Below are 13,904 nucleotides of genomic sequence, written 5' to 3'. Positions count from 1 at the left end.
GGTTACCGGCCGTCAGGAATGTCGGTGGAGGCCGCCTGTTTACGCTGGGTTTCAAAATCCGTAATGCGCTGGCGCAGCACGGCGATGGTGTTTTGCAGGGCTTTGGAGCCCAGCACCATACGCAACGGCGCTGGGTTGATGTCCACGCTTTCGATAATGCGTGCCGCCATGCGCTCTGGGCAGCCCGGCGCCAGGCCGTTGGCGGGATCCAGCATGCTCTGGAAAGCATGGGCGGGGCTGGTGTCGTATTCCGGCATCAGTTTAGCCACGCGGGCGCTGCCGTAGCGAAACTCGGTACGGGCGCCGCCGGGTTCTACCAGCGTCATACCAATGTCGAAGGGGGCCACTTCGTGCGCCACGGACTCCACAAAGCCTTCGATACCCCACTTGGTGGCGTGGTACAGCGAGTTGCCCGGAAAAGCCACCTGCCCGCCGTAAGAGGAGATCTGAATAATCCGCCCGCCGCCCTGCTGGCGCATATGGGGCAGGGCGCTGCGAATAAGCTGGATGGCGCCCGTCAGATTGGTCGCAATGATTTGCTGAATCTCATCATCGCTCAGCTCTTCGGCGGCGCCAAACAGGCCGTAACCGGCATTACTGATAACCACATCGATACGCCCGTGCTGACGCCAGGCATCATCGACGGTTCGACGCACGGCGGCGCTGTCCGTCATCTCCAGCAGCGGCGCGCTAAATGTTTTTGGCCAGTTTTCCAGCAGATCCTCTACTTTGCCGTGGCTGCGTACCGTACCGATCACGCGATCGCCTTTCTGTAACAGCTGCTGTGTCAGCGCGCGGCCAAAACCGCTACTCACGCCGGTAATGAACCAGGTTCGTTGCGTCATTATTTGTCTCCATCATTTGCGGCTGTAGCGGGGTCAGGCCTTTAGCGTGCCCATATCGATAACAAAGCGGTACTTCACATCGCTCTTTTCCATACGTTCGAAGGCGTGGTTAATATTCTGGATATCAATCATTTCCACGTCCGCAGTAATGCCGTGCTCGCCGCAGAAATCCAGCATCTCCTGAGTTTCTGCAATGCCGCCGATGCAGGAACCCGATACGGTACGGCGCCCCAGAATCAGGGGAAGGGTGCTTACCGGAGGCGTAACATCGCCCAGCAGGCCAACGAACACCAGCGTGCCGTCAAGGGTCAGGGTTGGCATGTAGGGATTGATATCGTGTTCGTAAGGCACGGTATCGATAATTAAATCGAAGGTGCTCTTTACGGTTTCCATCTGCTCCGGCCGGGTGGAGAGGATGACGTGGTGCGCGCCAAGACGGCGGGCATCGGCCTCTTTACCGGGGGAGCGGGTAAACAGCGTTACCTCGGCGCCCATCGCATGAGCCAGTTTCAGCGCCATATGGCCCAGACCACCCAGGCCGATCACGGCGACCTTGCTGCCTTTGGTGACCTTCCAGTGGCGCAGGGGGGACCAGGTGGTGATCCCGGCGCACAGCAGTGGCGCGGCGCCTTTCAGATCCATGCCCTCTGGCATGCGCAGGACAAAATCCTCGCTTACGGTGATGGACTGCGAATAACCGCCGTAGGTCGTCTGGCTGTCAAAGCGATCCCGGCCGTTATAGGTCTGGATATTGCCCTCTTCGCAGTACTGCTCCAGGCCGTGGCTGCAGGGGGAACATTCGCGGCAGGAGTCCACCATGCAGCCGACACCCATCAGCTCACCGGCTTTAAACTTACTGGCTTTGTCGCCGGCGGCCGTGATGCGACCGATAATTTCGTGACCTGGCACCAGCGGGAACTGACTGAATCCCCAGTCATCACGGGCCTGGTGCAGGTCGGAATGGCATACGCCGCAGTAGAGAATTTCAATCTCGACGTCGTCCGGGCGCATTGCGCGGCGCTCGAAGGTCCAGGGCGCCAGAGGTGTGGTAGCGTTTTGCGCGGCATAACCTAAAACTTTCATGAATACGCTCCTGAGCTTGTTGGTGTGGATGAGGCTTAGAGGGGCGATGGCCGGGGGATGTGAGGGGAGAGGTTTGTTTTTCCGGCCACGGCGACAATCACTATAGACCATGGACAGACGAGCCACTACAGACGATAACGATATGCTGTTATGAATCCGATGCATTAATGAGTAACCCGCAAGAGTCGTAACGCCAGAGCCTGGCGTATGACATCTTTGCCAGGCAGAGGGTTAAGGCGGTAGCGCTTGAATAGCAAAAGAGGTTAAAACCCTGCCAGCACAATCTTCCCGCGCGCTTTACCGCTTTCGATTAACGCGTGGGCCTTGCGCAGGTTCTGCGCGTTGATTTGGCCGTAGTGGTCACCCAGGGTGGAACGCAGGGTGCCGTTATCAATCAGGCGGCTGACGTTTTCCAGAATTTCATGCTGACGTTGCATATCCTCGGTCTGAAAGATAGCGCGGGTAAACATCAGCTCCCAGTGCAGTGAAACGGCCTTGCGTTTCAGCGGCATCACATCAAGCACTTCCGGATCGTCGATGACCCCCATCCGCCCCTGGGGCGCCAGCGCTTCTACAATCTGAGGGAAGTGCTTATCGGTATGGGTCAGGCTGGCCACGTAACGTACCTGGTCGATGCCGATTTTTTTCAGCTCTTCGGCCAACGGACGGCTGTGATCGATAACATGATGAGCGCCCAGGGATTTCACCCATTCGGCGGTTTCCGGCCGCGAGGCGGTACCGATCACGGTCAGCGACGTAAGCTGGCGCGCCAGTTGGGTCATGATAGAGCCCACACCGCCGCCCGCACCGACAATCAGCAGCGCCGCATCTTCTTTTTCGCCCACCTGCAGGCGGTCAAATAGCAGTTCCCAGGCGGTGAGGGAGGTTAACGGCAGCGCCGCGGCATCGGCATCGCCCAGGGAGCGCGGCTTATGTCCCGCGATACGTTCATCCACCAGGCCATATTCGGCATAGGCGCCGGGCCGCACAATAGAGCCTGCGTAAAACACTTCATCGCCGGGTTGAAACAGCGTCACGCTTTCACCCACGGCTTCCACTTCGCCAACGGCATCCCAACCCAGAATGCGCGGCGTATCGGTCGGCGCGCCGTTGCGGACTTTGGTATCCACCGGGTTAACGGAGATGGCGCGGATTTTAACCAGCAGATCGTGGGCGCCGGGCTGCGGTTTGGGCAGCTCGGTTTCATACAGCGACTGGGGGTCGGTAATGGGTAAACCGTTCTGGCTGTAGACAATGGCTTTCATAACGCTTCCTTATAAAGTGGTGAATAAACGGCGCCCACGGTGCCGCGTTGCTAAAAAACAGGGTAGCCGCCGCGCTATCAGCGAAAAACGGCAGATAAAGAGCAGGACTTTCACTCTTGCAGTGAAAATCATTTACAGTGTTAGCCGTCGCTTCTAAGTATTGGGGGTACCGGATGATTCGTCTGGAAGATATCAGGCTGTTTGTTCGCTCCGCCGCGCTGGGCAGTTTTTCCAACGCGGCGCGCGAAGCCAATCTGCTGCCTGGCCAGGTGAGCGCGGCGGTGCAGCGCCTGGAGCGGGAACTGGATAAGCGGCTGTTCGCCCGTTCCACCCGCAGCCTGAGGCTGACGGCGGAAGGGGAAAGGTATCTGCCCTATGCGCTGGAGATGCTGGAGGTCGTCCAGGCGGGCGCGGAAAGTTTGCACAGCGGCGATGAAGCCTTCAGCGGCGAATTGAAAATCTCCGTCCCTTCCGATACCGGCCGCAATGTGCTGCTGGCGGCGATTACCGCGTTTTGTGAACAGCACCCTAAGCTCACGCTGCGGCTGGCGCTTTCCGACAGGATAAGCGATGTGTTTCGCGATCCGGTGGATGTGGCAATCCGCTATGGCGTGCTGGATGACAGCAGCTATGTGGCTCTGCCGCTGGCGCAAGATAATCGTCGGGTGCTGGCGGCTTCGCCGGACTATCTGGCGCGTTACGGCAGGCCGGAAAGTCTGGACGCTCTGGCCAGTCACCACTGCATTCTGTTTACCATCAACGGTCATGCGTGGGATCGCTGGCCGTTTGATACCGAAGAGGGGCCGAGGGAGTTAAAAATTCACGGCAGACTGATTAGCGACGACGCCGATGTGGCCCGGCGCTGGGCGGTGGCAGGTATGGGGATTGTCTATAAATCGTGGATCGATCTCTATCCGGATATCGCCGCCGGCAGGCTGGAGATATTGCTGCCGCAGATTCCGGGCCAGGCGGCGCCCCTGAACTTTATCTGCCCCCACCGGCGTCAGTTTTCTCCGGCCATTCGCGGGCTTTACCGCCAGTTGCAGCAGGCGCTAAGCGAAATGACCGGGCGGCGGTAGCGCCACCCGGGACATCATCAGAACCGGTAGTTGGCGGTAACGCTGAAGTTGCGCGGCGCGCCGTAAACCACGGAGCGGCTGACGCTGGTGTCGTAGGCCTCATCGAACAGGTTATTCAGATTAGCCTGTAGCGACAGGTTTTTATTCACCTGATAGCGGGCGAACAGATCGACCAGCGCATAGCTGCCCTGCTTCGCGCGCCAGGTGCCGTCCGGGGTGGCGACATCCTGATACGTGCCATTCTGCCAGTTCACGCCGCCGCCAACGGTCAGGGCCTGAAGCGCAGGCAGGCGGTAGCTGGTGAACAGCTTCAGCGAGGTGCGCGGCAGCTCTGGATTGATCGCCTTATCGTCGCCATCCTCGGCCAGATAGCGGGTGGCGCCAAAAGTCATCTGCCAGTTGTCGGTCAGCGCGCCGTTCACTTCCAGCTCAACCCCTTTACTGACGGTACCGTTTACGCTCCGGTATGCGGTTTCGGTGGTGCCGGGGATAATCTGGTTGGTGGTCTGGGCCACGTTATCCTGCTCGATACGGAACACCGCCAGCGAGGTGGTCAGACGGCTGTTCATCCAGTCGGACTTCACGCCCAGCTCGTAGTTTTCACCGGTGGTGGGCGACAGATACTTGCCGTTAATATCCCGGTAGCTCTGGGGCTGGAAGATGGAGGTATAGCTGGCGTAGGTCGACCAGTTATCGTTGATGTCATACACCAGCCCGGCGTAAGGCGTGGTGCGGTTCTGCTCCATATGCTGGGTCAGCCCGTCGATGCTCCATTTGGTGTAGCGGGCGCCCAGAATCAGGTACAGCGGGTCCGCCAGCGAGATACGGGTCGATGTATAGGCCGATTTAATGTGGATGGTGTCATCCTGCGCCACGTCCATCGGGCCCCAGTCGGTTTCCGGGAAGTGCGCGGTGCCGTTCCAGACGTTGCCCACCTCTTCGGCGGAGACATTGGCCCAGGCGTTCAGGTAACGGTTATTCTGCTTGCTGTAGCTGGTGCCGACCATCAACTGATGCTGACGGCCAAACAGCTCATAATTGCCGCTGGCGAACAGATCGAGCGCATCGACTTTACGTTTTCCGGTGTTGTAACCGGTTCCGCCCACTACGGGGTAAGAGGGACCATAAGGGCTGACCAGATTGCCAGTGCTGCGATCGACCAGCGCGTCCAGGTACATCTGGCGGCTGTCGAGTTCCGTTTCGCTGTGGGTGCCGTTCAGGGTCACTTCCCAGTTGTTATCGAAGCGGTGGTTTAGGGTAGCGAAGACTTTCTTGAAGGTTTTGTCGTTATAGGCCCAGTCCGGCGCGGTGCTGCGGCTGCGGTCGAAATGGGTGGAGCCCCCATCGGTATACCAGCGCGGCAGGCCGCCCCAGGTTGGGCTATCGACATCGATCTGCTGGTATTCATAGCCCACAGAAAAGCGGGTGGCGTCGGTCAGGTCGGCATCCAGCACGCCGTAGAAGAACTTCTTCTCACTTGTGTAGCGATCCAGCCAGCTATCGTTATGCTGATAGCCCGCCACCATCCGACCGCGGATGCGCCCGTCGCTGGTCAGCGGCGTGGAAAGGTCAGCCACATAGCGCTGCTTGTTCCAGCTTCCATACTCCACAGAGATATCGCCGGTCGGCGTGCGGCTGTCGGCATGTTTACGCACCATATTGATGGCCGCCGAAGGGTTGCCGGTGCCGGTCATCAGCCCCGTGGCGCCACGCACTACCTCCACGCGTTCGAACAGCGCGGTATCGGACAGCGCATCTCCCAGATTCCAGCGCGATTCAAAGAAGGTGGGGATCCCGTCCACCATGTAGTTATCAATCAGAAAGCCGCGAGAATAATAGAGGCTACGCTCCGAATCCGACATGTTGGTGGTAATACCGGTGGTGTTGCTCAGGACATCCCCCAGCGAATTCAGTTGCTGATCCTGCATACGCTGTTTGCTGATAATACTGACCGACTGCGGAATATCGCGCTGGATCATCAGCATTTTAGTGCCCGCCGTGGTGGTCTTGACGCTGTAGTCCTGCTTATCGTCTGCCACGTTCGGTGTTGCACTGCTGTCGACGACCATCGTCTCTTCGGGTTCGGCCTGGGCCGCGAAGGTCGGAGAGAGTAGCGCCAGGCCAATACTGACGGCCAACAGCGAGGGGGTGGATGCTGCTCTGAATGGGGAAGGCATTGTGACTGGAATCCTTATTGTTATGGATGCTATCAGGCCCACACGAAGTCTCTGGTCTCGCTGGCGTGAGATCGGTAAGCCGAAAAAAAGAGACAATGAATAATTATGTGAATACAAGTGAGAAGTATACGCATTAGAGGTTGTGTGTAAATATGTCGTGGTATTTCGGCGTAAACAAGCGCTAATCCCTGTTGCGCCGTGCCCTCTACGATAAAATGCCCGGTGGCAGTAGGGGGATGAGATAATGATAAACGGCGGGTTATCGAATAAAAAAGGCCGCCGGAACTGGCGGCCCCGTGTGCTTAACGCACCATATTAAACAGCGACATGCTCTGCATGGACTGGAACACCATCATCGAGGCGCTCAGTGAGAACTCCGACATCTTCGATGCCGCCACCATGGTGACCATCGAGTTGGGGTCAGAACCCACGGTATCCTGCAGGCGGGTTTCCAGGTTGACCCGCTGGGTATCGGCGCTAAAGCCCAGGGCTTCCAGCTGTTGCAGGCTGGTACCCACTTCCGCCTGGATACGGCCCAGGTTGTCCACGCCTTTCTTAATAGAGACGTTCACCTCGTCCAGGGTTTTTTGCAGCGCTTCGCGATCCTCATCAGATTCCACTGGCTGCTTCAGCGCTGCAATAGCGCGATCCAACTGGACGATGATATCGTCGTCGGTGCCGCTCATAAAGACGTCGCTACCGGTATGGCCCACTTGCATTTCGGTACTGTCGGCCACGACCTGAGACATGGGAGTATCGCCGCCGGAATAGGCGCCGGTCTCTTTATCAAACGGCTGGGTGTTGGTCTTATAGCCAGAGAAGATATAGCGGCCATTGCTGTCTTTGCTATTGCCAATATCCATTATGTTATCGCGAATGCCCTGCAGTTCGGTCGCCAGAGCTTCGCGGTCGGCGTCGGAGTAAGAGCCGTTACCGCCTGCCACAATCTTTTCCGCCAGATTATTGGTCATCAGATTAGAGATCGCCGTCAGCGCGTTATTCTCCTGACCCAGCTTGTCCTGGGCGTAGGTACGCGCGGTGGTAAACTGATCGGCGCGGGACAGGCTGTTCTGCAGCGTCACGGCTTGGGAAGCAGCGGAGGGATCGTCAGACGGATTGAGCAGCATTTTGCCCGCCGCCAGACGCGTGTAGATATCGTTGCCTTTAACCATCGCATTCGACAGGCTTTCGATATTTTTCTGGTACATAAAATTAGTGCTTAGACGCATAGTCCTGGTCTCTCCTTGTCACGGCAGCCGTTATCGAATGCTCAGAATAGTGTCGAAAATGCTCACTGCGGTTTGCAGCACCTGGGCGTTGGCCTGGTAATACTGCTGGAACATCTGCAGGTTCACATACTCTTCATAGATGTCCACGCCGGCTACGGACTGTTGCTGGGTCTGTACTGCCGTGACCACTTTAGCGCTGGTTTGCAGGTTGCTTTTCAGCGAACTCATGGAAGAACCGACGTTGCTCACCAGGCTGGCGTAGGCTTCCGTCAGGGTCGCGTTACCGATCAGACGCTCATCGCGAATGGCGATCAGCGCTTTAATATTTTCGTTGTTACTTTCGTTGGTGGGATCGTCAGAGCTGGAAGCGGCAATCTGATCGCCGCTGGTGATGGCGACCTTCAGGCTACCGGCCGCGTTTTCCACCGGGTTCATGCGGAAGCTATCGCCCGGCTGAGGCGTACCGTTCGGCATCATGGAGATACCGTCGAACTCCAGCTCGCCGTTGTCGCCAATGGTTGGCGTGACCTTGCTGCCGTCAGCGCGTACTACTTCCCAGTCGTCCTGACCCGGGCCTTTAAAGGTGAGGGTGTATTCCTGGGCCTGTACTTCGCTGATGTTGGTCCAGCTAATGTCAAAGCTGGCGTCACCGGCGTTGTTGCGGTTGGCCTGCGCCACCGGATCTTTAAAGCTGAAGAGATCCTCGCCGCGATTACCGTTCAGATCGTAGCCATCGCGGTTCACTTCATTGAAGCGATTGGCCATCTGTAACGCCATCATGTTCAGGTCGTTGCGCGCCTGTACCAGGTCTTCGTTGCGGAACTTGAACAGGCCGCCGAGGTTGCCGTTGGTGATTTTGCTTTCGTCCAGACGGATGCTATTACCGGAAGCGTCAACGTAAGAGACGATGGTCTGCGCCGGATTTTCCGGCGAGGCGCTGGTTTCCAGCTTGTAGGAGCGATCGCCGTTAACCAGCGGCAGGCCGTTAGCCATCGAAACCGAAACGATGCCGGTGGTGGTGTTCTCTTCCACCCGGATATCGACCTGCTGGCTCAGCTGGTTCAGCAGCAGATCGCGCTGATCCAGCAGATCCGCCGGTACGCCGCCGGTCTGTGCCTGGATCTTGGATATCTCTTTATTGATATTCGCCAGCTGCTCGGTGGCGGTATTAATGTCCTTTACCGACTGTTCGATCAGCGTGTTGGTGCTCTTTTCCAGTCCGTTCAGCGTGTTGCTGTAGCTCTGGTACTGGTAGCTGATGGACTGCATATTCGACAGCGTTTCCTGACGTTCGGCAGCCCCCACCGGATCCTTCGAAATTCCCTCCATGGCGGTGAAAATATTGTTCAGCGAAGCGGAGACATTAGAGCTGTCGTCGCCCAGCATATTGTCGATCTGGGTGAGCTGGGTATTGCGGCTGTACAGCGACATAAAATTGGTGGTGGCGCCGCGCAGCTGATTATTAATAAAACCGTCGTAGGCGCGCTGGACGTCGTCTACCTGCACGCCATAGCCGAAAAAGCCGTAGTTGGTGCTTTTACCGCCGGCCTGTCCCAGAACGATGCTTTGTCGGCTGTAGCCTTCGGTGAAGGCATTGTTCATGTTGTTACCCACGACGTTAAGGGCCGATTGGGCTGAGCTTAGCCCACTGCGGGCCAGATACATGAGATTGGACATAGTGTTCCCGTTTTATCTTTCCGGCCAGTCGCGGGGCGCTGGCAGAGTGAAGTCCCTGCTAGCGTTATCGGCATAACAGGGCAAAACTTCTCTGTCATTTTTAGAAAATTGAACTCAGATCGGTCTGGTACGCTTTTACCGCCTGGTTCAGATTGCCTTTCACGTTTTGAATAATGGAAATCAGCTTCTGCGCATATCTGGGGTCGGTCGCGTAGCCCGCCGCCTGAAGCGCTTTGGCGCCATGCTCGGGAGTTTGCGCGCCAACTACTTTCTGATAGCGCGGGTTGCGGGTCAGCAGCGAAGCATAGTCGGAAAGCGCGTGGGCATAAGAGTCGTAAACCCGGAATTTCGCCTTCACCTTCTGTGCGATACCGTCCACATATTCGGTGGTGGTGACTTCGGTGGTGCGTCCCTTCCAGCCGCCGGTCGCCTTAATGCCGAACAGGTTGTGGCTCGGTTTGCCGTCCTGAGTCGGGATTTCGCGCTGACCCCAGCCGGATTCCAGCGCCGCCTGAGCCATAATCAGCTGCGCCGGAATGCCGCTTTCGCGCGCGACCTGCTGGGCCGGTGCGGACAGGCGTGAAATAAAGTTGGCGTTGCTCAGCACCGGGCCGGTGGGCTGGGCAGGCAGCGGCGCAGATTCCAGCGAAGGAACCGCCCGTCGTACGGCCTGGTTCAGAGCCTGAAGCGGCATGTTGTTGCGCGCCTCCTGGCTCAGGGCCAGCGGTACCTCGTGAGAGGCGCTGTGTACCGTAGTGGTTTCCGGCTCGCCGCCGAACTGCTTAACCATCACATCCGCCAGCCCCAGGCCCCGGGCGGCGATATCCTGGGAGATCTGCTGGTCGTACATCGCGGTAAACATCCGCGACTGGCTGCTGTCGAGTAGCCCGCCTTCCGGGGTGGCGTCGCGCATGCTTTTTAGCATCATCTGTACGAACAGCCCTTCCATTTGCTGCGCCGCTTTCCTTAACGCACCGTTGGGGGAGGTGTTCGCCTCCTTCTTCAGTGCGGCGAGCGACTGGATATCGAATGCTGCCGTCCCTTTCATTAGTTAATCTCCAGTTTCGCACGCAGACAGCCTGCGTTTTGCATCGCCTGCAGAATCGCCATCAGATCGTTCGGGGTGGCCCCCAGGTTGTTCAGCGCCCGTACCACGCTGTTCAGATTAGCGCTGGCATTGACCTGTTGTAGCGAGCCGCCCTGTTCGCGCAACGAAATCTGGGTGTTCGGCGTGACCGTGGTCTGGCCACCGGCAAACGGCGTATCCGGCTGATTAACTTCCAGAGAGCGGTTGACTTCCACGGTCAGATCGCCCTGAGCGATGGCGCAGGAATCCAGTACCACGTTGCGGTTCATCACCACGGTACCGGTACGCGAATTAAGGATCACTTTGGCGTCCGATACGCCCACCCGGATGGGGATATTCTGCATATCGGCCAGGAAGCGCACCTTACCGGCGCCGTCGCGCGGTACGTAGACCCGCACCGTGCGGCCATCTTCCGGCAGCGCGGTGCCGCCGCCGAAGCGGCGGTTAATCTCGTCGCTAATCTGCTGCGCTACGGTGAAGTCTTCTTCATTCAGTTGCAGATTCAGCGTGTTGCCGTTGGCGAAATCCGCCGGTACTTCGCGTTCAATGATGGCGCCGTGGGTGATACGTCCGCTGTTCAGGTGGTTGACCTGAACGCTGCTACCGCCACCCTGGGCACCGGCGCCGGAAATCAGCAGGTTACCCTGAGCCAGGGCGTAGACCTGGTTATCCACGCCTTTCAGCGGCGTCATCAGCAGGGTGCCGCCGCGCAGGCTCTTGGCGTTACCCAGTGAAGAGACCACCACATCCACTTTCTGCCCGGCGCGGGCAAACGGGGGAAGCTGTGCGGTCACCATCACGGCGGCCACGTTTTTCAGCTGCATATTGGTACCCGCCGGAACGGTAATCCCCAGTTGAGAGAGCATGTTGTTCAGGCTCTGGGTGGTAAACGGGGTCTGCATGGTCTGGTCGCCGGTACCGTCAAGACCCACCACCAGACCGTAGCCGATCAGGGCATTACTGCGCACGCCCTGAACGGTGGTTAAATCCCGGATGCGCTCGGCCATGGCAGAGGGGGCCGCCATCAGGCTTACACCGACAGACAGCAGGCAAAGGCACCAGGCAAAAACTGAATTCTTCATTATCACCTACTCAAAACGGAGAAAGATTCAGGAAGAAGCGCTGGAGCCAGCCCATTTGCTGCGCTTCGTTAATATAGCCATTACCGACATACTCGATGCGGGCGTCTGCCACCTGGGTGGAGATCACGGTGTTGCTGCCGCTAATGGTGCGCGGGTTCACTACGCCGGAGAAGCGGATAAACTCCGTGCCCTGGTTAATGGCTATCTGTTTTTCACCCACCACATGCAGGTTACCGTTAGCCAGAACCTGGTGAACCGTCACAGTAATGGTGCCGCTAAAGGTGTTCTGCGCCGCCGCGCCGCCGCGACCGGTAAAGTCGTTATTGCCGGTGATGGCGGTATTGGCGCGATCGCCTGCGAACAGGCCGTTCATAAAGCGCGGCATGGCTTCAAACGACAGGCCTGCGGAGCCATCGCGCGACGCGTTGGCCGAAGAGCTCTTGCTGGCGCTGACGTTTTCCTGCAACACAATGGTCAGGGTGTCGCCGATGTTGCGCGGGCGACGGTCTTCGAACATCGGCTGATAGCCGTAATTCATGGCCTGTCCAGACTGAAAAATGGAACCGCTGGCAGCGCTGGACGCCACCGGCACCGGCTGTGCTGTGGTCGGGCCATCAACCAGCGGCTTGTGCGGGAGATAGGCGCAGCCGTTGAGCAACAGGCTCAGGCCCAGAGCAGCAAAGGCACCGGACCGTTTACGGAGGGTAGAGCGGCCGCCACTGGCGGACATTTGAGTACAGGATAAGGTCATGTCTTTGGTCACTGCGGTTACGGCTCCGCCTTCAGGCGGAGCACGGTATGGCTAAGCGGTATTAAAGCTGGCTCAGACGCTGGAGCATCTGGTCAGACGTTGATACGGCTTTACTGTTGATTTCATAGGCACGCTGGGTCTGGATCATATTGACCAGTTCTTCCGCCACGTTCACGTTCGAGGTTTCCACGTAGCCCTGAATCAGAGAACCGGCGCCGTTCAGCCCCGGGGTATTTTCGTTTGGTGCGCCAGAGGCCTGAGTTTCGCGGTACAGGTTCTCGCCCAGTCTTTCCAGACCGGAGTCGTTGATAAAGGTTGCCAGAGTCAGCTGCCCCACCTGCTGCGGACTGGTCTGGCCTGCGATGGTGACGCTGACGATCCCGTCCTTACCAATGGTGATGGTCTGGGCGTCCTGAGGTACGGTAATCGCTGGCTGGATCTGGTAGCCGCTGGAGGTCACCAACTGGCCGTTCTGATCGATTTGGAAAGAGCCATCGCGGGTGTAGGCGGTGGTGCCATCGGGCATCAGTACCTGAATAAAGCCCTGACCGTCGATGGCCACATCCTTACTGTTATTGGTCTGGGTCAGGCTGCCCTGGCTGTGAATGCGCTCGGTGGCGACCGGCCGCACGCCGGTACCCAACTGCAGGCCAGACGGAATGGTGGTCTGCTCGGATGACTGAGCCCCCGGCTGACGCATGGTCTGATACAGCAGATCTTCAAACACGGCGCGCTGGCGTTTAAAGCCGTTGGTGCTAACGTTCGCCAGGTTGTTGGAGATCACATCCATATTTGTCTGCTGGGCTTCGAGGCCGGTTTTGGCAATCCATAAAGAGCGGATCATTGTGCTACTCCTTGTGCCCGGCGTTAGCCAAGGCTCAGTAATTGGTTGGCGCGTTTGGCGTTGTCATCGAGATTGGAGATGGTTTTCATCTGCATATCGAAGCTGCGCGCGTTGCTAATCATGTCCACCATCGATTTCACCGGACTGACGTTGCTGCCCTCAATGGCGCCGGGGATCAACACCAGTTCCGGATCCTGCGGCAGTACCGCGCCACGCTGCGCCGCAGCACCTGCGTTAACGTGGAACAGGCCGTCGTCGCCGTGGTTCAGTTCGGACATTTCGGCGTTCACCATCTTCAGGCGTCCGACCTGGGCGACGGCTGTCGCTTCGTCACCGGCGCCCAGCGCCGAGATGGTGCCGTCCGGCGCAATGGTGATTTCTGCCTGAGGCGGCACGGCGATCGGACCGCCGTCGCCCATCAGCGGATAACCGCGTACCCGGAGCTGGCCTTCGGCATCGACTTCGATATTGCCGTTACGGGTGTAGCCTTCGCCGCCGTTGGGTAGCTGAACCGCCAGCCAGCCGTCCTGGGGCAGGGCCACATCCAGGTTGCGCCCGGTCTGGCTGACGGTGCCCATGGTGGTGTCGTGATAAGGGGTGGATGCCGTGACCAGGGCACGGGTCTGGATACTGGGGCCGTTAATGGGGACGGCGCGATACGCCGCCAGCTGGGCGCGAAAGCCCGGCGTGGAGGCGTTGGCCAGGTTGTTGGAGGTGACAGCCTGGCGATCCAGCGCCGCTGACGCGGCGCCTAATGCGGTATAAATAGCGCGATCCATAGCGGA

Annotated in this window: 12 protein-coding genes; 1 reads left to right on the top strand and 11 read right to left on the bottom strand. The window is 58.4% G+C overall.

The window, feature by feature from the left end:
* Positions 1-2: 2 nt before the first annotated feature.
* The 3 genes from FEM41_RS05030 to FEM41_RS05020 form a co-directional block, all read right to left on the bottom strand.
* The gene (locus tag FEM41_RS05030) at positions 3-845 is read right to left on the bottom strand and encodes an SDR family oxidoreductase (protein WP_138094951.1); all 843 of its coding nucleotides are present in this window, start codon (positions 843-845) and stop codon (positions 3-5) included.
* Between the two features lie 33 nt (positions 846-878).
* The gene (locus FEM41_RS05025; protein ID WP_138094950.1) at positions 879-1,928 is read right to left on the bottom strand and encodes an NAD(P)-dependent alcohol dehydrogenase; all 1,050 of its coding nucleotides are present in this window, start codon (positions 1,926-1,928) and stop codon (positions 879-881) included.
* A gap of 263 nt (positions 1,929-2,191) precedes the next feature.
* On the bottom strand, positions 2,192-3,193 hold the full coding sequence (locus tag FEM41_RS05020; protein WP_138094949.1) for a zinc-binding alcohol dehydrogenase family protein: 1,002 nt from the start codon (positions 3,191-3,193) through the stop codon (positions 2,192-2,194).
* Positions 3,194-3,366: 173 nt separating this feature from the next.
* Here FEM41_RS05020 and FEM41_RS05015 point away from each other — a divergent pair, with 173 nt between their 5' ends.
* Positions 3,367-4,272 (top strand): LysR family transcriptional regulator, encoded by a 906-nt coding sequence (locus tag FEM41_RS05015; RefSeq protein ID WP_138094948.1) that lies wholly within the window; start codon positions 3,367-3,369, stop codon positions 4,270-4,272.
* A gap of 17 nt (positions 4,273-4,289) precedes the next feature.
* On the opposite strand, the gene fhuE is transcribed toward FEM41_RS05015, so the two are convergent.
* The 8 genes from fhuE to FEM41_RS04975 form a co-directional block, all read right to left on the bottom strand.
* Positions 4,290-6,449 carry a ferric-rhodotorulic acid/ferric-coprogen receptor FhuE gene (gene fhuE, locus FEM41_RS05010; RefSeq protein ID WP_138094947.1) on the bottom strand — a complete coding sequence of 720 codons (2,160 nt, stop codon included), beginning with the start codon at positions 6,447-6,449 and terminating at the stop codon, positions 4,290-4,292.
* Positions 6,450-6,751: 302 nt separating this feature from the next.
* Positions 6,752-7,678, bottom strand: a complete 927-nt coding sequence (flgL, locus tag FEM41_RS05005; RefSeq protein ID WP_138094946.1) for a flagellar hook-associated protein FlgL — start codon at positions 7,676-7,678, stop codon at positions 6,752-6,754.
* A 30-nt stretch (positions 7,679-7,708) separates the two neighbouring features.
* Entirely contained in the window at positions 7,709-9,355 is a 1,647-nt protein-coding gene (gene flgK, locus FEM41_RS05000) for a flagellar hook-associated protein FlgK (RefSeq protein ID WP_138094945.1), read from the bottom strand.
* A 100-nt stretch (positions 9,356-9,455) separates the two neighbouring features.
* On the bottom strand, positions 9,456-10,403 hold the full coding sequence (flgJ, locus tag FEM41_RS04995) for a flagellar assembly peptidoglycan hydrolase FlgJ (RefSeq protein WP_138094944.1): 948 nt from the start codon (positions 10,401-10,403) through the stop codon (positions 9,456-9,458).
* The gene (locus FEM41_RS04990; RefSeq protein ID WP_241666616.1) at positions 10,403-11,467 is read right to left on the bottom strand and encodes a flagellar basal body P-ring protein FlgI; all 1,065 of its coding nucleotides are present in this window, start codon (positions 11,465-11,467) and stop codon (positions 10,403-10,405) included. Before FEM41_RS04990 ends, flgJ begins: the two co-directional genes overlap by 1 nt.
* A gap of 67 nt (positions 11,468-11,534) precedes the next feature.
* Complete coding sequence (locus tag FEM41_RS04985; protein WP_421805406.1) at positions 11,535-12,197, bottom strand: flagellar basal body L-ring protein FlgH; 663 nt, start codon at positions 12,195-12,197, stop codon at positions 11,535-11,537.
* A 139-nt stretch (positions 12,198-12,336) separates the two neighbouring features.
* Positions 12,337-13,119 carry a flagellar basal-body rod protein FlgG gene (gene flgG, locus FEM41_RS04980; protein WP_138094941.1) on the bottom strand — a complete coding sequence of 261 codons (783 nt, stop codon included), beginning with the start codon at positions 13,117-13,119 and terminating at the stop codon, positions 12,337-12,339.
* A gap of 23 nt (positions 13,120-13,142) precedes the next feature.
* Positions 13,143-13,898, bottom strand: coding sequence for a flagellar basal body rod protein FlgF (locus FEM41_RS04975; protein ID WP_138094940.1), 756 nt, complete (start codon positions 13,896-13,898; stop codon positions 13,143-13,145).
* Positions 13,899-13,904 lie beyond the last annotated feature (6 nt).

It is taken from the genome of Jejubacter calystegiae (assembly GCF_005671395.1).
Classification (GTDB): domain Bacteria; phylum Pseudomonadota; class Gammaproteobacteria; order Enterobacterales; family Enterobacteriaceae; genus Jejubacter; species Jejubacter calystegiae.
Note: the sequence above shows the minus strand (reverse complement) of the source record. Positions and strands in the feature narration are given on the sequence as shown.